The organism is Micromonospora musae (assembly GCF_003626635.1).
Lineage (GTDB): Bacteria > Actinomycetota > Actinomycetes > Mycobacteriales > Micromonosporaceae > Micromonospora > Micromonospora musae.
Genome location: NZ_RAZT01000020.1, coordinates 65,131 through 89,364, shown reverse-complemented (window position 1 = coordinate 89,364; position 24,234 = coordinate 65,131). Strand labels below are relative to the sequence as shown.

The 24,234-nt window shown below is 68.3% G+C and carries 29 protein-coding genes; all 29 read right to left on the bottom strand.

What is annotated here, in order from left to right; translation table 11 throughout:
- Positions 1 to 80 precede the first annotated feature (80 nt).
- Positions 81 to 524 (bottom strand): 50S ribosomal protein L15, encoded by a 444-nt coding sequence (gene rplO, locus D7044_RS29595; protein ID WP_120684284.1) that lies wholly within the window; start codon positions 522 to 524, stop codon positions 81 to 83.
- A complete protein-coding gene (gene rpmD, locus D7044_RS29590; protein WP_120684282.1) occupies positions 524 to 706 on the bottom strand; it encodes a 50S ribosomal protein L30 in 183 nt (60 codons plus the stop codon). Before rpmD ends, rplO begins: the two co-directional genes overlap by 1 nt.
- The gene (gene rpsE / locus D7044_RS29585) at positions 706 to 1,320 is read right to left on the bottom strand and encodes a 30S ribosomal protein S5 (RefSeq protein WP_120684280.1); all 615 of its coding nucleotides are present in this window, start codon (positions 1,318 to 1,320) and stop codon (positions 706 to 708) included. Before rpsE ends, rpmD begins: the two co-directional genes overlap by 1 nt.
- Positions 1,321 to 1,353: 33 nt before the next feature.
- Positions 1,354 to 1,743: a 50S ribosomal protein L18 gene (gene rplR, locus D7044_RS29580; protein WP_120684278.1), complete on the bottom strand. Its 390-nt coding sequence runs from the start codon at positions 1,741 to 1,743 to the stop codon at positions 1,354 to 1,356.
- Positions 1,740 to 2,282 carry a 50S ribosomal protein L6 gene (rplF, locus tag D7044_RS29575; RefSeq protein WP_120684276.1) on the bottom strand — a complete coding sequence of 181 codons (543 nt, stop codon included), beginning with the start codon at positions 2,280 to 2,282 and terminating at the stop codon, positions 1,740 to 1,742. The genes rplR and rplF overlap by 4 nt, the downstream gene beginning before the upstream one ends.
- Positions 2,283 to 2,298: 16 nt before the next feature.
- Positions 2,299 to 2,706 (bottom strand): 30S ribosomal protein S8, encoded by a 408-nt coding sequence (gene rpsH, locus D7044_RS29570; RefSeq protein ID WP_120684274.1) that lies wholly within the window; start codon positions 2,704 to 2,706, stop codon positions 2,299 to 2,301.
- A gap of 96 nt (positions 2,707 to 2,802) precedes the next feature.
- Positions 2,803 to 2,988 carry a type Z 30S ribosomal protein S14 gene (locus D7044_RS29565; protein ID WP_007073023.1) on the bottom strand — a complete coding sequence of 62 codons (186 nt, stop codon included), beginning with the start codon at positions 2,986 to 2,988 and terminating at the stop codon, positions 2,803 to 2,805.
- Position 2,989: 1 nt separating this feature from the next.
- The gene (gene rplE / locus D7044_RS29560; RefSeq protein WP_120684272.1) at positions 2,990 to 3,559 is read right to left on the bottom strand and encodes a 50S ribosomal protein L5; all 570 of its coding nucleotides are present in this window, start codon (positions 3,557 to 3,559) and stop codon (positions 2,990 to 2,992) included.
- Positions 3,559 to 3,879, bottom strand: coding sequence for a 50S ribosomal protein L24 (gene rplX, locus D7044_RS29555; protein WP_187398703.1), 321 nt, complete (start codon positions 3,877 to 3,879; stop codon positions 3,559 to 3,561). Before rplX ends, rplE begins: the two co-directional genes overlap by 1 nt.
- Entirely contained in the window at positions 3,876 to 4,244 is a 369-nt protein-coding gene (rplN, locus tag D7044_RS29550; RefSeq protein ID WP_020520472.1) for a 50S ribosomal protein L14, read from the bottom strand. Before rplN ends, rplX begins: the two co-directional genes overlap by 4 nt.
- 98 nt (positions 4,245 to 4,342) lie before the next feature.
- Positions 4,343 to 4,621 carry a 30S ribosomal protein S17 gene (gene rpsQ, locus D7044_RS29545; protein ID WP_120684270.1) on the bottom strand — a complete coding sequence of 93 codons (279 nt, stop codon included), beginning with the start codon at positions 4,619 to 4,621 and terminating at the stop codon, positions 4,343 to 4,345.
- Positions 4,618 to 4,854 carry a 50S ribosomal protein L29 gene (gene rpmC, locus D7044_RS29540; RefSeq protein WP_012015118.1) on the bottom strand — a complete coding sequence of 79 codons (237 nt, stop codon included), beginning with the start codon at positions 4,852 to 4,854 and terminating at the stop codon, positions 4,618 to 4,620. Before rpmC ends, rpsQ begins: the two co-directional genes overlap by 4 nt.
- A complete protein-coding gene (rplP, locus tag D7044_RS29535) occupies positions 4,854 to 5,279 on the bottom strand; it encodes a 50S ribosomal protein L16 (RefSeq protein WP_120684268.1) in 426 nt (141 codons plus the stop codon). Before rplP ends, rpmC begins: the two co-directional genes overlap by 1 nt.
- A 3-nt stretch (positions 5,280 to 5,282) precedes the next feature.
- The gene (rpsC, locus tag D7044_RS29530) at positions 5,283 to 6,140 is read right to left on the bottom strand and encodes a 30S ribosomal protein S3 (RefSeq protein WP_120684266.1); all 858 of its coding nucleotides are present in this window, start codon (positions 6,138 to 6,140) and stop codon (positions 5,283 to 5,285) included.
- Complete coding sequence (rplV, locus tag D7044_RS29525) at positions 6,140 to 6,595, bottom strand: 50S ribosomal protein L22 (RefSeq protein ID WP_120684264.1); 456 nt, start codon at positions 6,593 to 6,595, stop codon at positions 6,140 to 6,142. Before rplV ends, rpsC begins: the two co-directional genes overlap by 1 nt.
- 40 nt (positions 6,596 to 6,635) lie before the next feature.
- Positions 6,636 to 6,917 (bottom strand): 30S ribosomal protein S19, encoded by a 282-nt coding sequence (gene rpsS, locus D7044_RS29520; protein ID WP_120684262.1) that lies wholly within the window; start codon positions 6,915 to 6,917, stop codon positions 6,636 to 6,638.
- A gap of 15 nt (positions 6,918 to 6,932) precedes the next feature.
- Complete coding sequence (rplB, locus tag D7044_RS29515) at positions 6,933 to 7,772, bottom strand: 50S ribosomal protein L2 (RefSeq protein ID WP_120684260.1); 840 nt, start codon at positions 7,770 to 7,772, stop codon at positions 6,933 to 6,935.
- 12 nt (positions 7,773 to 7,784) lie between these two features.
- On the bottom strand, positions 7,785 to 8,087 hold the full coding sequence (gene rplW / locus D7044_RS29510) for a 50S ribosomal protein L23 (RefSeq protein WP_120684258.1): 303 nt from the start codon (positions 8,085 to 8,087) through the stop codon (positions 7,785 to 7,787).
- On the bottom strand, positions 8,084 to 8,734 hold the full coding sequence (gene rplD / locus D7044_RS29505) for a 50S ribosomal protein L4 (RefSeq protein ID WP_120684256.1): 651 nt from the start codon (positions 8,732 to 8,734) through the stop codon (positions 8,084 to 8,086). The genes rplW and rplD overlap by 4 nt, the downstream gene beginning before the upstream one ends.
- A complete protein-coding gene (gene rplC / locus D7044_RS29500; RefSeq protein ID WP_120684254.1) occupies positions 8,731 to 9,396 on the bottom strand; it encodes a 50S ribosomal protein L3 in 666 nt (221 codons plus the stop codon). The genes rplD and rplC overlap by 4 nt, the downstream gene beginning before the upstream one ends.
- A gap of 11 nt (positions 9,397 to 9,407) precedes the next feature.
- Entirely contained in the window at positions 9,408 to 9,716 is a 309-nt protein-coding gene (gene rpsJ, locus D7044_RS29495; RefSeq protein ID WP_007073037.1) for a 30S ribosomal protein S10, read from the bottom strand.
- A 347-nt stretch (positions 9,717 to 10,063) separates the two neighbouring features.
- On the bottom strand, positions 10,064 to 11,257 hold the full coding sequence (gene tuf, locus D7044_RS29490; RefSeq protein WP_120684252.1) for an elongation factor Tu: 1,194 nt from the start codon (positions 11,255 to 11,257) through the stop codon (positions 10,064 to 10,066).
- Positions 11,258 to 11,474: 217 nt separating this feature from the next.
- Positions 11,475 to 13,571, bottom strand: coding sequence for an elongation factor G (gene fusA, locus D7044_RS29485; protein WP_120684250.1), 2,097 nt, complete (start codon positions 13,569 to 13,571; stop codon positions 11,475 to 11,477).
- Between the two features lie 75 nt (positions 13,572 to 13,646).
- Positions 13,647 to 14,117, bottom strand: coding sequence for a 30S ribosomal protein S7 (gene rpsG, locus D7044_RS29480; protein WP_120684248.1), 471 nt, complete (start codon positions 14,115 to 14,117; stop codon positions 13,647 to 13,649).
- A 1-nt stretch (position 14,118) separates the two neighbouring features.
- Entirely contained in the window at positions 14,119 to 14,493 is a 375-nt protein-coding gene (gene rpsL / locus D7044_RS29475; protein WP_007465318.1) for a 30S ribosomal protein S12, read from the bottom strand.
- Between the two features lie 680 nt (positions 14,494 to 15,173).
- On the bottom strand, positions 15,174 to 15,554 hold the full coding sequence (locus tag D7044_RS29470) for a hypothetical protein (RefSeq protein ID WP_120684246.1): 381 nt from the start codon (positions 15,552 to 15,554) through the stop codon (positions 15,174 to 15,176).
- Positions 15,555 to 16,354: 800 nt separating this feature from the next.
- The gene (locus D7044_RS29465; RefSeq protein ID WP_120684244.1) at positions 16,355 to 16,723 is read right to left on the bottom strand and encodes a hypothetical protein; all 369 of its coding nucleotides are present in this window, start codon (positions 16,721 to 16,723) and stop codon (positions 16,355 to 16,357) included.
- Positions 16,724 to 16,814: 91 nt separating this feature from the next.
- Positions 16,815 to 20,702, bottom strand: coding sequence for a DNA-directed RNA polymerase subunit beta' (locus tag D7044_RS29460; protein ID WP_120684242.1), 3,888 nt, complete (start codon positions 20,700 to 20,702; stop codon positions 16,815 to 16,817).
- Between the two features lie 90 nt (positions 20,703 to 20,792).
- The gene (gene rpoB, locus D7044_RS29455; RefSeq protein WP_120684240.1) at positions 20,793 to 24,224 is read right to left on the bottom strand and encodes a DNA-directed RNA polymerase subunit beta; all 3,432 of its coding nucleotides are present in this window, start codon (positions 24,222 to 24,224) and stop codon (positions 20,793 to 20,795) included.
- Positions 24,225 to 24,234: the final 10 nt, after the last annotated feature.

Below are 24,234 nucleotides of genomic sequence, written 5' to 3'. Positions count from 1 at the left end.
TTACTGGGCGCACACGTCCCAGGTAGACCATGGCGCCCGCCAGTTGGTCACAACTGGACGGGCGCCATGGGTCACATGCCTTACAGCTCGGTGACCGAGCCACCGGCGGCGGCGATCTTCTCCTTGGCCGACGCGCTGAACGCGTGCGCCGACACCTGAAGGTTCACTCCACCGAGGTCCCCGGTACCGAGAACCTTCACCGGCTGCCCCTTGCGGACGGCGCCGGCGTCGACCAGCTCCTGCGGGCCGACCTGGCCGCCGTTCGGGAAGAGCTCGGCGAGCCGCTCCAGGTTGACCACCTGGAACGTCACCTTGAACTTGTTCTTGAAGCCCTTCAGCTTCGGCAGGCGCATGTGGATGGGCATCTGCCCACCCTCGAAGGCCGCCGAGATGTTCTTACGGGCCTTAGAACCCTTGGTACCGCGGCCGGCGGTCTTGCCCTTGGAGCCCTCACCGCGACCCACACGGGTCTTCGCGGTCTTGGCCCCCGGCGCCGGGCGCAGGTGGTGGACCTTGATCGTCATTACTCGACCTCCTCGACCTTCACGAGGTGGCTCACAGTGAAGATCATGCCGCGGATCTCGGGCCGGTCCTCCTTGACCACCACGTCGTTGATCCGCTTGAGACCGAGCGAGCGCAGCGAGTGCCGCTGGTTCTGCTTGGTCCCGATCTCGGATCGGACCTGGGTGACCTTAAGCCGTGCCATCAGGAAGCCACCCCCGCCCGCGCAGCAAGCATGGCGGCCGGCGCGACGTCCTCCACCGGCAGGCCACGACGGCTGGCGACAGCCTCCGGCGACTCAAGCGCCTTCAGGGCCGCCACGGTGGCGTGCACGATGTTGATCGGGTTGGACGAGCCGAGGCTCTTGGAGAGCACGTCGTGGATGCCCGCGCACTCCAGCACGGCACGCACCGGCCCACCGGCGATGACACCGGTACCGGCCGAGGCCGGCTTGAGCAGCACGACGCCGGCCGCGTCCTCACCCTGCACCGGGTGCGGGATCGACTGGCCGATCCGCGGCACCTTGAAGAAGTGCTTCTTGGCCTCCTCGACACCCTTGGCGATCGCCGCGGGCACCTCCTTGGCCTTTCCGTAGCCCACGCCGACCGTGCCGTCGCCGTCGCCCACGATCACCAGGGCGGTGAAGCTGAAGCGACGACCACCCTTCACGACCTTGGCGACGCGGTTGATCGCGACGACCCGCTCAAGGTGCGGGGTCTTCTCGACGGGCGCGTTTCCGCGGCCGCCCTCACGGCGGTTGTCGCGGCGACCACCCTCGTTGCCACCGGACCCGCCGCCACGGCGCTGTTGACCTGGCATCAGCAGCCTTCCTTCTCTCTCGTGACGGGGTTACTAGAAGTCGAGCCCGGCTTCGCGGGCGGCATCGGCAAGCGCGGCGACCCGCCCCGCGTACCGGCTGCCGCCGCGGTCGAAGACGACCTTGGAAACGCCGGCGGCCTTGGCCCGCTCGGCGAGCAGGGCGCCCACCTTGCCGGCGAGGGCGCTCTTGTCGCCCTCGGCACCGCGCAGCGAGGCGTCCATCGTCGACGCCGACGCCAGGGTGTGACCCTTGTTGTCGTCGACGACCTGGGCGACGATGTGCCGCAGCGAACGGGTGACGACCAGGCGCGGACGCTCGGCCGTACCACTGACGTTCTTGCGGACCCGGAAGTGCCGACGCGCACGCCCGACGGCGCGCTTGGCGGCGACGCCGCGGCGGCGCTTGAGCAGCGTGGCGCTCACTTCTTACCTGCCTTTCCGGCCTTGCGGCGGATGACCTCGCCCTGGTACTTGATGCCCTTGCCCTTGTAGGGCTCCGGCGGGCGGATCTTCCGGATGTTGGCGGCGATCTCGCCGACCTGCTGCTTGTCGATGCCGGCGATGTGGAACAGCGTCGGACGCTCCACCGTGAAGGTGATTCCGTCCGGCGCGGTCACCACGACCGGGTGCGAGAAGCCGAGCGCGAACTCCAGGTCCTTGCCCTTGGCCGTCACCCGGTAACCGGTGCCGTTGATCTCCAGGCTCTTCCGGTAGCCCTCGGTGACGCCGACGATCATGTTGGCGACCAGGGTACGGCTGAGGCCGTGCAGTTCCTTCGACTTGCGCTCGTCGTCGGGGCGGTTGACGGACAGCTGACCGTCCTCGCTCCGCTCGGCGCGGATCGGCTCGGCGAGGGTGTGCGCCAGCTCGCCCTTCGGGCCCTTGACCTTGACGGTCTGCCCGTCGATCGTGACGTCGACGCCGGACGGCACCGGGATCGACTTACGTCCAATACGCGACATTTCTACCTGTCTCCCGTTACCAGACGAAGGCGAGGACTTCCCCGCCAACGCTCCGCTTGCGGGCCTGCCGGTCAGTGAGCAGCCCCTGGGACGTCGAAATGATCGCCACGCCCAGTCCGCCGAGCACCCGAGGAAGCTCGCCCGACTTGGCGTACACCCGCAGTCCGGGCTTGGACACCCGCTTGATCCCGGCCAGGCTCCGCTCCCGGTTCTGGCCGTACTTCAGCTCGACGGCCAGTCGCTTGCCGACGGCGCCCTCCTCGGGCTCCTCGACCGACCAGGTGGCGATGTAGCCCTCGGCCTTCAGGACCTCGGCGATGTTCGCCTTGATCTTGGAGTAAGGCATCGTCACCCGGTCGTGGTACGCCTGGTTGGCGTTACGCAGACGCGTGAGCATGTCTGCGATCGGGTCGGTCATCGTCATGGATTTCGTCAACCTTTCTCGCCGGGGTTCCCGCGAATCGGCCGCAGGCCTACGGCGAAGAGACAGTGCAGCTGACGCGCGGAGCGCGCCGGGCTATTACCAGGAAGCCTTGGACACGCCGGGCAGCTCACCGCGGTGGGCCATCTCCCGGATGCACACCCGGCAGAGACCGAACTTGCGGTAGACCGCCTTCGGACGCCCGCACCGCTGGCAGCGGGTGTACGCGCGAACCGAGAACTTCGGCTTCGCGGCCGCCTTGAGGATCAGCGCCTTCTTGGCCATCTCAGTTCTCCTTGAACGGGAAGCCCAGGAGCTTGAGCAGCGCCCGGCCCTCGTCGTCGGTCGTGGCGGTGGTGACCACCGTGATGTCCATGCCCCGCTGGCGATCGATCTTGTCCTGGTCGATCTCGTGGAACACCGACTGCTCGGTCAGGCCGAACGTGTAGTTGCCGTGCCCGTCGAGCTTGCGGCCGTCGAGACCGCGGAAGTCGCGGATACGCGGCAGCGCGATCGACAGCAGCCGGTCCAGGAACTCCCACATCCGGTCGCCGCGGAGGGTCACCTTCGCGCCGATCGGCATGCCCTCGCGGAGCTTGAACTGCGCGATGGACTTGGTCGCCCGCCGCACCTGCGGCTTCTGGCCGGTGATGGTGGCCAGGTCCCGGACGGCGCCGTCGATCAGCTTGGCGTCCCGGGCGGCCTCGCCGACACCCATGTTGACGACGATCTTGACCAGCCGCGGCACCTGCATCGGGTTGCCGTAGTCGTACTGCTCGCGCAGCTTGGCCACGATCTCGCTGCGGTACCGCTCCTTCAGACGCGGAGTGGTGTTGGTTTCGGTAGCCGTGGTCATCAGAGGTCCTTACCGGTGCTACGCGCGATGCGGACCTTCTGGCCGTTGTCGTCGATCCGGTAACCGACACGGGTCGGCTTGCCGTCGGAGTCCACGACCATCACGTTCGAGACGTTGATCGGGGCCTCCTGGGTGACGATGCCACCGGTCTTGGCGCCGCGCTGGGTGGTGCTGATGCGGGTGTGCTTCTTGACCCGGTTCACGCCCTCGACCAGGACCTTGTCCTGCCGCGGGTAGGCCGCGATGACCTTGCCCTTGGCACCCTTGTCCTTGCCGGCGATGACGACGACCGTGTCGCCCTTCTTGACCTTCACGGTCACAACACCTCCGGCGCGAGGGAAATGATCTTCATGAACCGCTTGTCCCGCAGCTCCCGACCGACCGGGCCGAAGATACGGGTACCGCGCGGGTCGCCACCATCCTTGATGATGACGGCGGCGTTCTCGTCGAAGCGGATGTACGACCCGTCCGGACGCCGCTTCTCCTTGACGGTGCGAACGACGACCGCCTTGACGACGTCGCCCTTCTTCACACCGGCACCCGGGATCGCGTCCTTGACGGTGGCCACGATGACGTCGCCGATGCTCGCGTAGCGCCGACCGGAGCCACCGAGAACCCGGATGCACAGGATCTCCCGGGCACCCGTGTTGTCGGCGACGCGCAGTCGCGACTCCTGCTGAATCACGTCTATCTCCTATGTCTGCCGGTTCTCCGGCCGCCGTAGCGGCCGGAGCCTGGCGGAACCCGCGCCCGACGCGACGTCGGGCGAGCTCGAAGCCTTCGCTACTTGGCCTTTTCCAGGATCTCCACGAGCCGCCAGCGCTTGGTGGCGGAGAGCGGCCGGGTCTCCATGATCAGGACCCGGTCGCCGATGCCGGCGCTGTTCTGCTCGTCGTGCGCCTTCAGCTTGCTGGTACGACGCATGATCTTGCCGTACAGCGCGTGCTTGACGCGGTCCTCGACCTCGACGACGACGGTCTTGTCCATCTTGTCGCTGACCACCAGACCCTCGCGGACCTTGCGGCGGCCCCGGGTCTCGGTGGTGGTGGTGTTCTCGCTCATCCTGCAGTCACCTCAGTCGGCGCGGCCGAGAGCCCCAGCTCGCGCTCGCGCATGATCGTGTAGATCCGGGCGATCTCCCGACGGATGACCTGCAGCCGCCGGTTGTTGTCCAGCTGACCGGTTGCGGCCTGCACGCGGAGGTTGAACAGCTCCGCCTTGGCCTCCCGCAGCTTCGTGACCAGCTCCTCCTCGGAGAGCTCACGCAGCTCGGCGGCCTTAACGCCCGCTGCCATCAGGACTCACCCACTTCGCGCGTCACAATGCGGCACTTCATCGGGAGCTTGTGGATCGCGCGACGCATCGCCTCTCGCGCAATCTGCTCGTTGGGGAAGGACATCTCGAAGAGAATCCGCCCCGGCTTCACGTTGGAGACCCACCACTCGGTCGAACCCTTACCGGAACCCATCCGGGTTTCGGCCGGCTTCTTGGTGAGCGCCTGGTCCGGGAAGATCGTGATCCAGACCTTGCCGCCACGCTTGATGTGACGGGTCATCGCGATACGCGCCGACTCGATCTGCCGGTTGGTCACGTACGCCGGCTCGAGAGCCTGGATCCCGAACTCGCCGAACACCACCCGGTTACCACCCTTGGACGCGCCGTGGCGGTCCGGGTGGTGCGGCTTGCGGAAGCCCTTCGGGGGCTTGCGCGGCATCAGCATCTGTCAGCCCTCCTGCTGCGTTTCTGCCGCGGCGGCGACGGCGGCGGGATCCACCGCGTCACCACTCGGCGTCTCGGCCTGCTGCGCGAGCGTGGTCGCGGCAGCCCGGCCGGCCTCGGTACCGCCGGCGGTGGTGCCGGACGAACCCGACCGACCACGGCGCGGCCGCTCGGGCCGGTCGCCACGGTCACGGCGCGGACGGGACGGACCGGTCTCGGCCGGAGCCTCCCGGCCCGGGACCGCGTCGCCCTTGTAGATCCAGACCTTCACACCGATCCGGCCGAACGTGGTACGGGCCTCGAAGAAGCCGTACTCGATGTTGGCCCGCAGCGTGTGCAGCGGAACCCGGCCCTCGCGGTAGAACTCCGTCCGGCTCATCTCGGCGCCGCCGAGGCGACCCGAGACCTGCACCCGGATGCCCTTGCAGACCGGGTTCTTCATGGCCGACTGCATGGCCTTGCGCATCGCCCGACGGAAGCTGACCCGGCTGGACAGCTGCTCGGCCACGCCCTGCGCGACGAGCTGGGCGTCCGACTCGGGGTTCTTCACCTCGATGATGTTCAGCTGGACCTGCTTGCCGGTCAGCTTCTCGAGCCGGCCCCGGATCTTGTCGGCCTCCGCACCCTTACGGCCGATGACGATGCCCGGCCGGGCGGTGTGGATGTCGACACGGACCCGGTCCCGGGTGCGCTCGATGTCGACCTTGGAGATCCCGGCGCGCTCGAGGCCCTGGGACATCATCCGGCGGATCTTGACGTCCTCGCCGACGTAGTCCTTATAGAGCTTGTCCGCGAACCAGCGGGACTTCCAGTCGGTCGAGATACCGAGTCGGAACCCGTGCGGGTGAACCTTCTGACCCATTACTCCGCGCCCTCCGTGTTGCTCTGCGTCTCGGCCGGCGCGGCCTTCTTCGCCGGAGCCGTCTTCTTCGCGGCCTTACGCGGCGTGGCCGGCGCGACGGCCTCGACCGCCACCGTGATGTGGCAGGTGCGCTTGCGGATCCGGAACGCCCGACCCTGCGCCCGCGGCTGGAACCGCTTCATCGTCGGGCCCTCGTCCACGAACGCCTCGCTGACGAGCAGCGCGTCGGGGTCCAGCCGCTCGTTGTTCTCCGCGTTGGCGATCGCGCTAGCGAGCACCTTGTACACCTGCTCACTCGCAGCCTGCGGCGCGAACTGCAGCACCGTGAGCGCCTCCTTCGCGGGCAGGCCGCGGACGAGGTTGACCACCCGGCGCGCCTTCATCGGCGAGATGCGCACATGCCGCGCAACCGCCCGCGCGCCCGGAAGCACCGGAGCGTCGCCCTTTCCTGGCATCGCTGTAACCCCTTGATCCTCTATCCGTGTGCCCGCGGCGTCAGCGCCGACGGCTCTTCCGATCGTCCTTCTCGTGACCCTTGAACGTGCGGGTCAAAGCGAACTCGCCGAGCTTGTGCCCGACCATCGCCTCGGTCACGAACACCGGGACGTGCTTGCGTCCGTCGTGCACGGCGATCGTGTGCCCGAGCATGTCCGGGATGATCATCGAGCGGCGCGACCAGGTCTTGATGACGTTCTTGGTTCCCTTGTCGTTCTGCGTCTCCACCTTCTTGAGCAGGTGGTCGTCTACGAACGGGCCCTTCTTCAGGCTGCGAGGCATAAGTCAGCTCTCCTGTTAGCCGCGCTTGCGGGTGGCGTAGCGACGGCGGACGATCAGCCGGTCACTCGGCTGGCCCTTACGGCGGGTGCGGCCCTCGGGCTTACCCTGCGGGTTGACCGGGTGGCGACCACCGGAGGTCTTACCCTCACCACCACCGTGCGGGTGGTCGACCGGGTTCATGGCGACACCACGGACGGTCGGGCGCTTGCCCTTCCACCGCATCCGGCCGGCCTTACCCCAGTTGATGTTCGACTGATCGGCGTTGCCGATCTCGCCGACGCTCGCCCGGCAGCGCACGTCGACCCGCCGGATCTCACCGGAGGGCATACGCAGGGTCGCGTACGCGCCCTCGCGGCCAAGCAGCTGGATGCCGACGCCGGCCGAGCGGGCCAGCTTGGCGCCGCCGCCCGGACGCAGCTCCACGTTGTGGACGGTGGTACCGACCGGGATGTTGCGCAGCGGCAGGTTGTTGCCCGGCTTGATGTCGGCGCTCGGACCCGACTCGACGACGTCGCCCTGCTTCAGGTCCTTCGGCGCGATGATGTAACGCTTCTCGCCGTCGGCGTAGTGCAGCAGCGCGATGCGCGCGGTGCGGTTCGGGTCGTACTCGATGTGCGCGACCTTCGCCGGCACGCCGTCCTTGTCGACCCGCTTGAAGTCGATCAGACGGTACTGCCGCTTGTGGCCGCCACCGTGGTGCCGCGTGGTGATCCGACCGTGGGCGTTGCGACCGCCCTTCTTCGGCAGCGGAGCCAGCAGCGACTTCTCGGGCGTCGACCGGGTGATCTCAGCGAAGTCGGCGACGCTGGAGCCACGCCGGCCCGGCGTCGTCGGCTTGTACTTACGGATAGCCATTGTCTACACCCCTCAGCTGACCGGGCCGCCGAAGGCCTCGATACGGTCACCGTCAGCCAGCTTCACCATCGCCCGCTTGGTGTCCTTGCGCTTGCCGAACCCGTTACGGGTGCGCTTGCGCTTGCCCTCGCGGTTGAGCGTGTTGACCGTCAGGACGCGGACGTTGAAGATCTGCTGGATAGCGATCTTGATCTCGGTCTTGTTCGCGTCCGGGTGCACCTCGAAGGTGTACCAGTTGCGGTTCAGCTCGCTGTAGCTCTTCTCCGAGACGACCGGCGCCACGATGATGTCGCGCGGGTCGGCGATCGTGCTCACTTGCCACCCTCCTCGGTGGTCTCGGCCGGAACGCCCAGGAACTCGTCCAGCGCGTCCTTGGTGAAGACCACGTCGTCGGCCACCAGCACGTCGTACGTGTTGAGCTGGCCGGCCTCGATCAGGTGCACCCGCGGCTCGTTGCGCAGCGACACCCAGTTCAGCTCGTCGGTGCTGCTCAGCACGACGAGGACCCGCCGGGCCTCGGTCAGCTTGGCCAGCGTGACCAGAGCAGCCTTGGTCGACGGCTTCTCGCCCGAGACGAACGCCTCGACGACGTGCACCTGGCCGGCGCGCGCCCGGTCGGAGAGGGCGCCACGCAGAGCGGCGGCCTTCATCTTCTTGGGGGTGCGCTGGCTGTAGTCACGCGGCACGGGACCGTGCACCACGCCACCGCCGGCGAACTGCGGCGCGCGGATCGAGCCCTGGCGGGCACGACCGGTGCCCTTCTGCTTGTAGGGCTTCTTGCCGCCGCCGGCAACCTCGCCGCGGGTCTTGGTCTTGTGCGTGCCCTGCCGGGCCGCCGCCAGCTGTGCCACCACGACCTGGTGCATCAGCGCGACGTTGGCCTGCACGTCGAAGATGTCGGCCGGCAGCTCGACCGAGCCGCTCTTGGCGCCTTCGACGTTGAGGACGTCAACGGTGCTCACTTGGCCACACCGCCCTTCTTCGCCTTGGTCTTGGCCGCCGTACGGACCAGAACCACCGCGCCCTTCGGACCGGGGATGGCACCGCGGACCAGCAGCAGGTTGTTCTCGGTGTCGACCGCCTGGACGGTCAGGTTCTGGACGGTGTAGCGCACGCCACCCATCCGGCCGGCCATCCGGGTGCCCTTGAAGACGCGACCCGGGGTGGCGCAGGCGCCGATCGAGCCGGGCGAGCGGTGCTTGCGCTCGACACCGTGGCTCGCGCGCAGACCGTGGAAGCCGTGCCGCTTCATCGGGCCGGCGTAACCCTTGCCCTTGGTGCGGCCGGTGACGTCGATCGAGACGCCCGCCGGGAACTCCTCGACCGTGACCTCCTGGCCGAGCGAGTAGTCGGCGGCGTCGCTGGTGCGCAGCTCGACGATGTGCCGGCGCGGCGCGACCTCGGCCTTGGCGTAGTGGCCGGTGATCGGCTTCTTCACCTTGCGCGGGTCGATCGTGCCGTAGGCGAGCTGGACCGCGGAGTAACCGTCCTTCTCGGCGCTACGAACCTGGCTGATGACGCACGGGCCGGCCTCGACCACGGTCACCGGAACAACGCGGTTGTTGTCCCAGACCTGGGTCATGCCGAGCTTGGCGCCCAGGATCCCCTTAACTTGCCTGTCCATTTGTCCGGTCCCTACAGCTTGATCTCGATGTCGACGCCAGCCGGCAGGTCGAGGCGCATGAGCGAGTCGACCGTCTTGGGGGTCGGGTCGATGATGTCGATCAGCCGCTTGTGCGTACGCATCTCAAAGTGCTCGCGCGAGTCCTTGTACTTGTGCGGCGAGCGGATGACGCAGAAACGGTTGATCTCCGTGGGCAGCGGCACCGGGCCCGCGACCTGCGCCCCGGTACGCGTCACCGTCTCGACGATCTTCCGAGCCGAGGAGTCGACGACCTCGTGGTCATAGGCCTTGAGCCGGATGCGGATCTTCTGTCCCGCCATGGTGGCTTCTGTTCCTTCTCTCGATGCCGCTGTGTTGCGGGCGCCTGCACCGGCCGGCACAGGCCCACTTCGCCGACCCCCGCGGTCGGGCGTGTCGCGCCCTCGGATCAGGCTCCGCCCCAGACTCCGGAGCGGTCCGACCACGCGGTGGGTCAAGACGCCGAGCGCGATATCGCAACTCGAACGCCGTGCGAGGGTGGTTGGCGGACGGGCCGCCAACCACCCCGCGCTCGACTGTCTCACCATCCGGAGGTTCGGCTCAGCCGAACACGGACGGCGAACTGCCGTTACGCAACCTGACTAGTATGCCGCATGACCTGCGGCCGGTCTAATCGGGGTTACCTAGTTCACTTCATGATCTTGGTGACGAACCCGGCGCCGACGGTGCGGCCACCCTCGCGGATCGCGAACTTGAGGTTCTCCTCCATGGCGATGGGCTGGATCAGCTTCACCGACATCGAGGTGTTGTCACCCGGCATGACCATCTCGGTGCCCTCGGGGAGGGTCACGACACCGGTCACGTCCGTGGTCCGGAAGTAGAACTGCGGACGGTAGTTCTGGAAGAACGGCGTGTGCCGGCCACCCTCCTCCTTGGAGAGGATGTAGACGGTCGCCTCGAACTCGGTGTGCGGGGTCGTGGTGCCCGGCTTGATGACGACCATGCCGCGCTCGACGTCCTCGCGCTTGATGCCACGCAGCAGCAGACCGACGTTCTCACCCGCGCGGGCCTCGTCGAGCAGCTTGCGGAACATCTCGATGCCGGTGACGACCGTCTTCGTCGACTTCTCGCGAATACCGACGATCTCCACCTCCTCGTTCGGCTTGAGCACGCCACGCTCGGCGCGGCCGGTGACGACGGTGCCACGACCGGTGATCGTGAAGACGTCCTCGATCGGCATGAGGAACGGCTTCTCGGTCTCGCGCTCCGGCTGCGGGATCGCGGTGTCGACCGCGGTCATCAGGTCCAGGAGACGCTGGGTCCACTCCGGGTCACCCTCGAGGGCCTTCAGCGCCGAGACCCGGACGACCGGCAGGTCGTCACCCGGGTACTCCTGCGAGGAGAGCAGCTCGCGGACCTCGAGCTCGACGAGCTCCAGGAGCTCCTCGTCGTCGACCATGTCGCTCTTGTTGAGCGCCACGACGATGTACGGCACACCGACCTGACGGGCCAGCAGCACGTGCTCGCGGGTCTGCGGCATCGGGCCGTCGGTCGCCGCGACCACCAGGATCGCGCCGTCCATCTGGGCGGCACCGGTGATCATGTTCTTGATGTAGTCGGCGTGACCGGGGCAGTCGACGTGCGCGTAGTGCCGCGCCTCGGTCTGGTACTCGACGTGCGCGATCGAGATCGTGATGCCGCGGGCCTTCTCCTCCGGCGCCTTGTCGATCTCGTCGAACGGCGTGTACGGGTTCAGGTCCGGGTACTGGTCGTGCAGGACCTTCGTGATGGCCGCCGTCAGCGTCGTCTTACCGTGGTCGATGTGACCAATGGTGCCGATGTTGACGTGCGGCTTAGTCCGCTCGAACTTCGCCTTCGCCACTGGTGTCCTCCTGTGGACTGTTTGGTTCGTACGCCCGGCGCGCCGTTCGGCGCTTAGGACTCTGTCGACAGCCTTTCCGACCTTGCGGCCGGAGAGCTTTTAGTGGGTTCTGCGGCGGTGAAGCCTACAGGCCCGGTCTTCATGCAGCTCATCCGTGGTGGTCGCGGGCGGAAGGATCCTCCCGCGACCACCGACGGTTCATCAGCTCAGGTGAGCGTCACTCACCCGTCGCCTTGGCGATGATCTCCTTGGCCACGTTGGTCGGAACCTCGGCGTAGGAGTCGAACTGCATGCTGTAGCTAGCCCGGCCCTGGGTCTTCGACCGCAGGTCGCCGACGTAGCCGAACATCTCCGACAACGGCACCAGGGCCCGGACGATGCGGGCGCCACTGCGCTCCTCCATCGCCTGGATGATGCCGCGGCGGGAGTTGAGGTCGCCGATGACGTCACCCATGTTCTCCTCAGGAGTGGTGACCTCAACAGCCATCATCGGCTCGAGCAGTGCCGGGTCGGCCTTGCGGGCCGCCTCCTTCATCACCATCGAGCCGGCGATCTTGAATGCCATTTCCGACGAGTCGACCTCGTGGTACTGACCGTCCAGCAGCGTCAGCTTGACACCCACCAGCGGGAAGCCGGCGAGGATGCCGTACTGCATCGCGTCCTGGGCGCCCGCGTCCACGGACGGGATGAACTCCCGCGGGATACGGCCACCGGTGACGGCGTTGGCGAACTCGTAGGTCGGCGAGTCGTTGTCCAGCGGCAGCGGCTCGACGCTCACGATCACGCGGGCGTACTGGCCGGAACCACCGGTCTGCTTCTTGTGGGTGTACTCGACCTTCTCCACCGTCCGGCGGATGGTCTCGCGGTACGCCACCTGCGGCTTACCGATGTTCGCCTCGACGTTGAACTCGCGGCGCATCCGGTCGACCAGGATGTCCAGGTGCAGCTCGCCCATGCCGGAGATGACCGTCTGACCGGTCTCCTCGTCCAGCTTGACGCGGAAGGTCGGGTCCTCCTCGGCCAGCCGCTGGATGGCGACGCTGAGCTTCTCCTGGTCGGCCTTGGTCTTCGGCTCGATGGCGACCTCGATGACCGGCTCCGGGAAGGTCATCGACTCCAGGATGACCGGGTTCGCCGGGTCGGAGAGGGTGTCACCGGTGGTGGTCTGCTTCAGACCCTGCACCGCGATGATGTCGCCAGCCTGGGCCGAGCTGCGCTCTTCCCGCTTGTTGGCGTGCATCTGGTAGATCTTGCCGATCCGCTCCTTGCGGTCCTTGGTGGAGTTGATCACCTGGGTACCGGTCTCGACCACGCCGGAGTAGACCCGGACGTAGGTCAGCTTGCCAAGGTGCTTGTCGGTCTGGATCTTGAAGGCCAGGCCGGAGAACGGCTCGGACTTCGACGGCTTGCGCTGCATCGGGGTCTCGCCGTCGGTGGCGGTGCCCTCGATTGCCGGAACGTCCAGCGGCGACGGCAGGTAGTCGACCACCGCGTCCAGCATCGGCTGGACACCCTTGTTCTTGAACGCGGAACCGCAGAGCACCGGGTTGGCCTTGCCGGCGATGGTGGCGCGCCGGATGGCGGCCTTGATCGCCTCGACGGAGATCTCCTCGCCCTCCAGGTACTTCTCCATCACCGCGTCGTCGACGTCGGCCAGGGTCTCCATCAGCTTCTCGCGCCACTCGGCCGCGGAGTCGGCCAGCTCGGCCGGGATCTCCTCGACCGCGTAGTCCTCACCCTTCTGGGTCTCCCCGCGCCAGGTGAGGGCGCGCATGCCGACCAGGTCGACGACGCCGATGTGCTCGGCCTCCGTCCCGATCGGGATCTGGAGCACCAGCGGGGTGGCGTTCAGCCGGTCGATCATCATCTGCACGCAGCGGAAGAAGTCGGCACCGGTCCGGTCGAGCTTGTTGACGAAGCACATCCGGGGGACGTTGTACTTGTCCGCCTGACGCCAGACGTTCTCCGTCTGCGGCTCCACACCGGCGACGCCGTCGAACACCGCGACCGCACCGTCCAGCACCCGCAGCGACCGCTCCACCTCGACCGTGAAGTCGACGTGGCCGGGCGTGTCGATGATCTGGATCGTGTGGCCCTTCCACTCGCACTTGGTGGCGGCGGAAGTGATGGTGATACCGCGCTCCTGCTCCTGCTCCATCCAGTCCATGACGGCAGCGCCCTCGTGGACTTCACCGATCTTGTACGTGATACCGGTGTAGAACAGGATCCGCTCGGTGGTAGTGGTCTTACCGGCATCGATGTGCGCCATGATGCCGATATTGCGTACGTTGGCGAGCGCGTCTGCGGCGGCCACTTCAATCCCTACTTATCGTCGTCTCGACACAACTGGCGGTGGTTCCGGCGCCTTGTGGGCGCCGGAACCCGGGTGTTACCAGCGGTAGTGCGCGAAGGCCTTGTTGGACTCGGCCATCTTGTGGGTGTCCTCGCGCCGCTTGACGGCGGCACCGAGGCCGTTGCTCGCGTCCAGCAGCTCGTTCATCAGCCGCTCGATCATGGTCTTCTCGCGGCGGGCGCGAGAGTAGGTGACCAGCCAGCGCAGACCGAGGGTGGTCGCGCGGGCCGGCCGCACCTCGACCGGAACCTGGTAGGTCGCGCCACCGACACGGCGGCTGCGGACCTCGAGGGTCGGCTTGACGTTGTCCATCGCCCGCTTGAGCGTCACGACGGGGTCGGTGCCGGACTTCTCGCGGCAGCCCTCCAGGGCCGCGTACACGATGTGCTCGGCGAGCTGGCGCTTGCCGCGCAGCAGGATCTTGTTCACCAGCTGGGTGACCAGCGGCGAGTTGTACACCGGGTCAGCGACCAGCGGCCGCCGCGGAGCGGGTCCCTTACGCGGCATGTCAGCTCTTCTCCTTCTTCGCGCCGTAGCGGCTACGCGCCTGCTTACGGTTGCGGACGCCCTGGGTGTCCAGCGAGCCGCGAACGATCTTGTAACGCACGCCGGGGAGGTCCTTCACACGACCGCCGCGAACGAGCACGATCGAGTGCTCCTGCAGGTTGTGACCGACGCCCGGGATGTAGGCGGTCACCTCGATCTGGCTGCTGAGCTTGACACGAGCGACCTTGCGCAGCGCCGAGTTCGGCTTCTTGGGGGTGGTGGTGTACACGCGGGTGCACACGCCGCGCCGCTGGGGAGACCCCTTGAGCGCTGGGGTCTTGGTCTTGGTCGTCTTGGCCTGGCGGCCCTTTCGGACCAGCTGCTGAATGGTGGGCACCGGGTTTCTCCGCTCCCTTCGGCCGCTGCGAGGCGACCGCGCCGTCTGCTCGTCTAGCCGGCCGGATGGACGGCTCTCCTACCTTCCAACCAGGGCCACCCTGAGGCGGCCCCAGCACCCGCGGTCGGGCGTGTCGCCCGGTTCGCGGTCCCGGCGCGAGCTCTCGCGCGCGACCGGGGGTCTGTCACCGGCACGCGGGTCGCCCCGAGGCCGGGTCTTGGGCTTGTGTCGTGCTGTCGCTCGATCTCCGGAGAACCGGCTCCAGCGCACGCACGAGTTGCCCGGGCTGGCCCGGGCACAAGGGGAAAGGGTACCTACCACAGCCGCCCAGGTCAAAACGGAGTGGTCCGTCGAACCACGCCACCGCGGCCGTCGGGGTCTGTCCCGCCTGCGCACCCCTGATGGGCACCTACGGGTCAAGTGTACCGCTCCCCCGGGCGTACGGCCCGCCAGCCCCGGGAGCCCGCCACCGCCCCACCGTCACCGGGCATCCCGATCCGGACACCGGCGCCGGGCGTGGCGCGGCCAGCACGGCCCGGTCGTTCTCCCCTCCCCGGGAACACCACCGACGGTGACGCGAGTCACCCGGCGGTGCGGGTGATGTTCGTCCCTGGGCGGGCCGGCGTCACCGGACAACCCGGTGCCGCGACTGCCGCCGGCCTCGGCGGGACGGGCGACGGTCAGCCCAGCGAGAGCAGCAGAGCGAGCCCCAGGCCGATCAGGCTCAGCACCAGTCCGGCCCCGCCGCAGCTGATCCCGGCCACGGCCAGCCCGTGGCCGGTGAACCGGACCGCGGGTGGCGGTAGCGGCCGGCGGATCTGCCGCAGTGCGAGCAGCCCGGCGGCTGCCGCACCCGCGCCGGTGAGGACGCCGAGGACGGTGAAGGCGCCGGCCGCCCAGACCCCCGTCCAGCTGCCTCCGGTCACGCCGAAGCAGATGACCAGGATCGACACGAGGATCGAGACGACGCCGGCGACCAGCGCGCCGACCGCCAGACCGGAGGTGACCGGCGGTACCTCCAGGTGCACGACGCCGAACGGCGTGCCGGCCACGGGCTCCACCCTCGTCGGAGCCAGGGGCCGGGCGTCGGTCGGCGGTGGCACCCGCGGAACCGGCGGCGCACCCCAGCTCGGCGCGCCCGGCGCAGCCCCGCTCGGCCCGCCCGACCCACCCCACGGTCCCGGCCCGGCCGACGCCGGCGCGCCCCACCCGCCCGGACCGGGCGGGAATCCCGGGCCCGGCGACACGGGCGCGCCCCAGCCGGGCGCACCCGTAGCCCAGCCGGGCGGCGCGGACGGCACCCCATATCCGGGCGGCGCGGACGGCACCCCATATCCGGGCGGCGCGGACGGCACCCCATATCCGGGCGGCGCGGACGGCACCCCATGACTCGGCGGCGCGGAAGTACCCCAGGCGGGCGGCCCGGCGGGCGTGGCCCAGCCCGGTGCCGCCGGTCGAACCCCGTGTCCCGCCCCGGACGGCGCGCCCCAGCCGGCGTGGCTCGGCCGCCCCGAAGCCGGATCCGGCGCGCCCGCGGCGGAGACCCCGGGTCCGGCCGGCGCGTCCTGACCGGCCTCCGGCGCAGCCGTGAACCCGGACGGCGTCTCCGGTGGCGGACCCGTGTGCGGCGCCGCCGAGCCGGGGCCCTCACCGGTCGACGGGCCGGCCGCGGCGGAGGGCTGGCCGGAGGCGTCGGGGCCGTCCGGTGGGTCGGACGGCCGCACGTCGTCGTCCGACGGGGGGCGCGCCGGTTCCGTCACGTGCTCCTCCTCGACTTCGCCGTCGCTCACGCGACCGACAGGAGCCAGGCTACCGCCGGGGGCAGGGCCCACCGCGCCCGAGCGGGTGCCGCTCCCCCGGATCAGTCGACGTTGGCCGGATAGTCGTACCCGAACGGCGCCTGGGCCAGCCGGACCACCGCGATCACCGCCAGCGCCACCAGAGCGAACGCCGCGAGCAGCAGCCCGGTCCAGGCCAACTGCTCCCCCCGCCGCAGCCACCTGGCGCCGGTGAGGAAACCACCCGAGGCGTACGCCTCCCGGCGTGCCTGCCGGGAGAGTTGCAGCGCCACCGTGGCCGGCACGATCCCCCCGATGAAGAGGCCGGTCAACGCGGCGATCAGACCGAGCGCGAACACCGCCCGGGTCTTCGTGGCACGGGCCGGATCGGGGTCCGACGGATGGCGCGGGGCTTGCTCCGCGACGGGCAGCTGCCCGGGTGCGGTCGTCATCCCCCCATCATGCCGAACCGGCGTGGCGCACGTACCGGTCCGGACACGACGAGGCCCCCGGCAACTGCCGGGGGCCTCGTCCTACGTGCTGTTACCGGTACGACCCGAAGTCGAAGTCGTCCAGCGGCACTGCCTGCCCGCTGGCCGGCCCGAACCCGTAGTCGGTCTCCGGGTAGCCGGTCATCGAGTAGACCTTGGCCTTCGCCTCCTCGGTCGGCTCGACCCGGACGTTGCGGTACTTGCTGATGCCCGTACCGGCCGGGATGAGCTTACCGATGATCACGTTCTCCTTGAGGCCGATCAGCGAGTCGCTGCGGGCGTGGATCGCCGCGTCCGTCAGCACCCGGGTGGTCTCCTGGAAGGAGGCCGCCGACAGCCAGGAGTCCGTGGCCAGCGAGGCCTTGGTGATACCCATCAGCACCGGGCGACCCGCGGCGGGCTCGCCGCCCTCGGAGACGAGTCGGCGGTTCTCCGACTCGAAGAGCGCCCGGTCGACCAGCACACCCGGCAGGAACTCGGTCGAGCCGGAGTCGATGACCGTCACCCGCTTGAGCATCTGGCGGATGATGATCTCGATGTGCTTGTCGTGGATGAGCACACCCTGCGAGCGGTAGACCTCCTGGACCTCCTGGGTCAGGTGGACCTGGACCGCGCGCGGGCCGAGGATGCGCAGCAGCTCGTGCGGGTCGATGGTGCCCTCGGTGAGCTTCTCGCCGACCTCGACGTGGTCGCCGTCGTGGGCCCGCAGCTTCACGCGCTTCGAGATCTTGTCGTAGACGATCTCGTCGCTGCCGTCGTCCGGGATCACGATGATCTTCCGCGAACGCTCGCCGTCCTCGATCCGGATCCGGCCCGGGGTGTCGGCGATGGGCGCCTTACCCTTCGGGACGCGGGCCTCGAAGATCTCCTGGACACGCGGCAGACCCTGGGTGATGTCCTCACCCGCGACACCACCGGTGTGGAAGGTACGCATCGTCAGCTGCGTACCGGGCTCACCGATGGACTGCGCGGCGATGATGCCGACTGCCTCGCCGATGTCGACCGACTTACCGGTCGGCAGCGAACGGCCGTAGCAGGCTGCGCAGACGCCGAGCTTCGACTCGCAGGTGAGCACGCTGCGCACCCGGACGGTCTCCACCCCGGCCGCGACGATCTTGTCGACCCCGATGGAGTTGATGTCCTGACCCCGCTCGGCGACGACGGTGCCGTCCGGCCCCTTGATGTCGTCGGCGAGGGTACGGGCGTGCACGCTGGTCTCGGCGTGCGTGTGCACGACCAGCTTCCCGTCGAGCCGCTCGCCGATCTGCATCGGGATGGCCCGGTCGGTGCCGCAGTCCTCCTCGCGGATGATGACGTCCTGCGACACGTCCACCAGACGACGGGTCAGGTAACCCGAGTCGGCGGTCCGCAGCGCGGTGTCGGCGAGACCCTTACGGGCACCGTGCGTGGAGATGAAGTACTCCAGCACGGAGAGACCCTCCCGGTACGACGCCTTGATGGGCCGCGGGATGATCTCACCCTTCGGGTTGGCCACCAGACCACGGATCGCCGCGATCTGCCGGAGCTGGAGCAGGTTACCGCGGGCACCCGAGTTGATCATCTTCCACAGCGGGTTCTCCTGCGGCAGCGCGGTGTCCATCTCCTTGGCGACCTCGTTGGTCGCCTTGGTCCAGATCTCGATGAGTTCGCCGCGACGCTCCTCGGCGGTCATCAGACCACGCTGGTACTGCTTGTCGATCCGGTCGGCTTCCTTCTCGTACCGCTCCAGGATCTCCGCCTTGCGCGGCGGAGCGATGACGTCCTCCATACCGATCGTCACGCCGGACCAGGTGGCCCAGTGGAAACCGGCCTCCTTGAGCCCGTCCAGGGTCGCCGCGAGGGCCACCTTCGGGAAGCGCTCGGCGAGGTCGTTGACGATAGCGGAGAGCTGGCCCTTGCGGATCTCGTAGTTCACGAAGCGGTAGCCCGGGGGCAGCGTCTCGTTGAACAGGACCCGGCCGAGGGTGGTCTCGATGGTCACCGTCTCGCCCTCGGACCAACCCTCCGGCGCGACCCACGGCTCGGCGCCGGCGCCGTTGTCGACCCCGACGATGCCCCGCAGCCGGATCTTCACCGGAGCCTGCAGGTGCAGCTCGCCGTTGTCGTACGCCATCCGCGCCTCGGCGTCCGAGCTGAACGCCCGGCCCGCACCCTTCTCATCGGTGGTGAGGTGGGTGAGGTGATAGAGGCCGATGACCATGTCCTGGGTGGGCATGGTGACCGGCTTGCCGTCGGCCGGCTTGAGGATGTTGTTCGACGACAGCATCAGGATCCGCGCCTCGGCCTGGGCCTCGGCGGAGAGCGGCACGTGGACCGCCATCTGGTCGCCGTCGAAGTCGGCGTTGAAGGCGGTGCAGACCAGCGGGTGGATCTGGATGGCCTTGCCCTCGACCAGCTGCGGCTCGAAGGCCTGGATGCCCAGTCGGTGCAGGGTGGGCGCCCGGTTGAGCAGCACCGGGTGCTCGCCGATGACCTCTTCCAGCACGTCCCAGACGACCGGCCGCTGCCGCTCGACCATCCGCTTGGCGGACTTGATGTTCTGCGCGTGGTTGAGGTCCACCAGCCGCTTCATCACGAACGGCTTGAAGAGTTCCAGGGCCATCTGCTTGGGCAGACCGCACTGGTGCAGCTTGAGCTTCGGGCCGACCACGATGACCGAACGGCCGGAGTAGTCGACGCGCTTGCCCAGCAGGTTCTGACGGAACCGGCCCTGCTTGCCCTTGAGCATGTCCGAGAGCGACTTCAGCGGGCGGTTACCCGGCCCGGTGACCGGCCGGCCACGGCGGCCGTTGTCGAACAGCGCGTCGACGGCCTCCTGGAGCATCCGCTTCTCGTTGTTGACGATGATCTCGGGCGCACCGAGGTCGATCAGACGCTTGAGGCGGTTGTTCCGGTTGATGACCCGGCGGTACAGGTCGTTCAGGTCGGAGGTCGCGAAGCGGCCACCGTCCAGCTGCACCATCGGACGCAGGTCCGGCGGGATGACCGGCACGCAGTCCAGCACCATGCCGAGCGGCGAGTTGCGGGTGTTCAGGAACGCCGAGACGACCTTGAGTCGCTTGAGCGCCCGGATCTTCCGCTGGCCCTTGCCGGTACGGATGGTCTCGCGGAGGTTCTCCGCCTCGGCGTCCAGGTCCATGTTCTGCACCAGGGCCTTGATCGCCTCGGCGCCCATGGACCCGGTGAAGTACTCGCCGAACCGGTCGCGCAGCTCGCGGTAGAGCAGCTCGTCGGTGACCAGCTGCTTCGGCTCGAGCTTGCGGAAGGTGTCGAGCACCTCGTCGAGGCGGTCGATCTCGCGCTGGGCCCGGTCGCGGATCTGGCGCATCTCGCGCTCTCCGCCCTCCTTGACCTTGCGCCGGACGTCCGCCTTGGCACCCTCGGCCTCCAGCTCGGCCAGGTCGGCCTCGAGCTTGGCGGCCCGCTTCTCGATCTCCGAGTCACGGCTGTTCTCGGACTGCCGCTTCTCGGCGAGGATCTCGTTCTCGATCGTCGAGAGGTCGCGGTGCCGCGCCTCGGTGTCCACGCTCGTCACGACGTACGAGGCGAAGTAGATGATCTTCTCGAGGTCCTTGGGGGCGAGGTCCAGCAGGTAGCCCAGCCGGCTCGGCACGCCCTTGAAGTACCAGATGTGGGTGACCGGAGCGGCCAGCTCGATGTGCCCCATCCGCTCACGGCGGACCTTGGAGCGGGTCACCTCGACGCCGCAGCGCTCGCAGATGATGCCCTTGAACCGGACCCGCTTGTACTTACCGCAGTAGCACTCCCAGTCCCGCTGAGGACCGAAGATCTTCTCGCAGAAGAGCCCGTCCTTCTCCGGCTTCAGGGTGCGGTAGTTGATCGTCTCCGGCTTCTTCACCTCGCCGTGCGACCACTGACGGATGTCGTCGGCGGTCGCCAGGCCGATCCGCAACTCGTCGAAAAAGTTGACGTCGAGCACGTTATATATCCCTCACACGTCGCTTGTTGCGCCAGCAGCTCATCGGGGCCGGGCCTCCGGGGGCGGTCGCCCGCCCCCGGAGGCTCGACGTCACACTTCCTCGACCGAGCTCGGCTCGCGCCGGGACAGGTCGATGCCCAGCTCCTCGGCGGCCCGGAACACCTCGTCGTCGGTCTCGCGCATCTCGAGGGCCACGCCGTCGCTGGAGAGCACCTCTACGTTGAGGCAGAGCGACTGCAGCTCCTTGAGCAGCACCTTGAACGACTCCGGGATGCCCGGCTCCGGGATGTTCTCGCCCTTGACGATGGCCTCGTAGACCTTCACCCGGCCGAGAACGTCGTCGGACTTGATCGTCAGCAGCTCCTGCAGGGCGTACGCGGCGCCGTACGCCTGCATCGCCCAGCACTCCATCTCACCGAAGCGCTGACCACCGAACTGCGCCTTACCACCCAGCGGCTGCTGCGTGATCATCGAGTACGGACCGGTCGACCGAGCGTGGATCTTGTCGTCGACCAGGTGGTTGAGCTTCAGGATGTAGACGTAGCCGACCGCGATGGCGTCCGGGATCGGCTCGCCGGAACGGCCGTCGAAGAGGCGCGCCTTGCCGCTGCGCCCGATCAGCTGCTTGCCGTCCCGGTTGGGCAGGGTCGACTCGAGCAGACCGGAGATCTCCTCCTCGCGGGCACCGTCGAAGACCGGGGTGGCCACATTGGTGTCCCCCTCGGACTCGTCAGCGCCGATCGCCTTGAGCTGACGCTTCCACTCCGCGTCCTCGCCCTCGACCTTCCAGCCGGTCTTGGCCACCCAGCCGAGGTGCGTCTCCAGCACCTGGCCGATGTTCATCCGGCTCGGCACACCGAGCGGGTTGAGCACGATGTCGACCGGGGTGCCGTCCTCGAGGAACGGCATGTCCTCGACCGGAAGGATCTTGGAGATGACGCCCTTGTTGCCGTGACGGCCGGCGAGCTTGTCGCCGTCCTGGATCTTCCGCTTCTGGGCGACGTAGACCCGGACCAGCTCGTTGACGCCCGGGGGCAGCTCGTCGCCGTCCTCCCGGGAGAAGGTACGCACGCCGATGACCGTGCCGGTCTCACCGTGCGGCACCTTCAGCGAGGTGTCCCGAACCTCACGCGCCTTCTCACCGAAGATCGCGCGGAGCAGCCGCTCCTCCGGGGTCAGCTCGGTCTCACCCTTCGGAGTGACCTTGCCGACCAGGATGTCGCCGGGGACGACCTCGGCGCCGATCCGGATGATGCCGCGCTCGTCGAGGTCCGCGAGCATCTCCTCGCTGACGTTCGGGATGTCGCGGGTGATCTCCTCCGGGCCGAGCTTGGTGTCCCGGGCGTCGACCTCGTGCTCCTCGATGTGGATCGAGGTGAGCACGTCCTGCTGCACGAGGCGCTGCGACAGGATGATCGCGTCCTCGTAGTTGTGCCCCTCCCAGGTCATGAACGCCACGAGCAGGTTGCGCCCGAGCGCCATCTCGCCCTCGTCGGTGCACGGACCGTCGGCGATGACCTGGCCGGCCTCGACGCGGTCGCCCTCGAAGACCACCGGCTTCTGGTTCACACAGGAGCCGGCGTTGGAGCGGCGGAACTTGTGCAGCAGGTACGTCCGGCGGTGGCCGTCGTCCTGGTGGACGGTGATGTAGTCGGCGCAGAGATCCTCGATCACGCCACCGACCTCGGCGACCACCACGTCACCGGCGTCGACGGCGGCCCGGTACTCCATGCCCGTACCGACCAGCGGCGACTCGGCCTTGACCAGCGGCACCGCCTGGCGCTGCATGTTCGCGCCCATGAGCGCGCGGTTGGCGTCGTCGTGCTCGAGGAACGGGATCATCGCCGTCGCGACCGAGACCATCTGCCGCGGCGAGACGTCCATGTAGTCCACGGCGCCCGGCGCGACGTCCTCGGTCTCACCGCCCTTACGGCGGACCAGGACGCGGTCCTCGGCGAACGAACCGTCGGCCTTCAGCGGCGCGTTGGCCTGCGCCTTGACGTACCGGTCCTCCTCGTCCGCGGTCAGGTAGTCGACCTGGTCGGTGACCCGACCGTCGACGACCTTCCGGTACGGCGTCTCGATGAAGCCGAACGGGTTGACCCGGGCGAAGGTGGAGAGCGCGCCGATCAGACCGATGTTCGGGCCTTCCGGCGTCTCGATCGGGCACATCCGGCCGTAGTGGGACGGGTGCACGTCACGGACCTCGAAGCCGGCCCGCTCCCGGGACAGACCACCCGGGCCGAGCGCGCTCAGCCGGCGCCGGTGGGTCAGGCCCGCCAGCGGGTTGGTCTGGTCCATGAACTGGGACAGCTGCGACGTGCCGAAGAACTCCTTGATCGCCGCCACGACCGGGCGGATGTTGATCAGGGTCTGCGGCGTGATCGCCTCGACGTCCTGGGTGGTCATCCGCTCGCGGACGACCCGCTCCATGCGGGAGAGGCCGACGCGGACCTGGTTCTGGATCAGCTCGCCGACCGTGCGCAGGCGCCGGTTGCCGAAGTGGTCGATGTCGTCGGCCTCGTAGCCCTCCTCACCGGCGTGCAGCCGGCAGAGGTACTCCACGGTGGCGACGATGTCGTCCTCGGTCAGCGTGCCGGTGGTGATCGGCACGTCGACTTCGAGCTTCTTGTTGAACTTGTACCGGCCGACCTTGGCGACGTCGTACCGCTTCGGGTTGAAGAAGAGGTTGTCGAGCAGGGTCTGCGCGTTCTCGCGGGTCGGCGGCTCGCCAGGGCGCAGCTTCCGGTAGATGTCGAGTAGCGCCTCGTCCTGGCCGGCGATGTGGTCCTTCTCGAGCGTGGTCATCATCAGCTCGGACCAGCCGAACCGCTCACGGATCTGCTCGTTCGACCATCCGATGGCCTTGAGCAGGACCGTGACGGCCTGCCGGCGCTTACGGTCGATACGGACGCCGACCGTGTCACGCTTGTCGATGTCGAACTCCAGCCAGGCACCCCGGCTCGGGATGACCTTGACGCTGGAGAGGTCGCGGTCGGAGGTCTTGTCCGGCTGCTTGTCGAAGTACACGCCCGGGGACCGGACGAGCTGGCTCACCACGACACGCTCGGTGCCGTTGATGATGAAGGTGCCCTTCGGCGTCATCATCGGGAAGTCACCCATGAACACCGTCTGGCTCTTGATCTCGCCAGTGGTGTTGTTGGTGAACTCCGCGGTCACGAAGAGCGGCGCGCAGTAGGTGAGGTCCTTCTCCTTGCACTCCTCGATCGAGGCCTTGACCTCGTCGAAGCGCGGAGCGGAGAAGGAGAGCGACATGGTGCCGGAGAAGTCCTCAATGGGACTGATCTCGTCGAGGATCTCCGCGAGACCCGAGCGTGCGTGCGGGTCGTCCGCCGACCGGCCCTGCCAAGCCTCGTTGCCAACCAGCCAGTCGAAGGACTCGGTCTGGATGGCGAGGAGGTTGGGGACCTCGAGGTGTTCGGTGATCCTGCCGAAAGAAACTCGGCGGGGAGCGAAAGCGCTCGACGTACGACTGGTCTTCGCAGGGCGGGAAGCTGCCAAGATGCGTCCT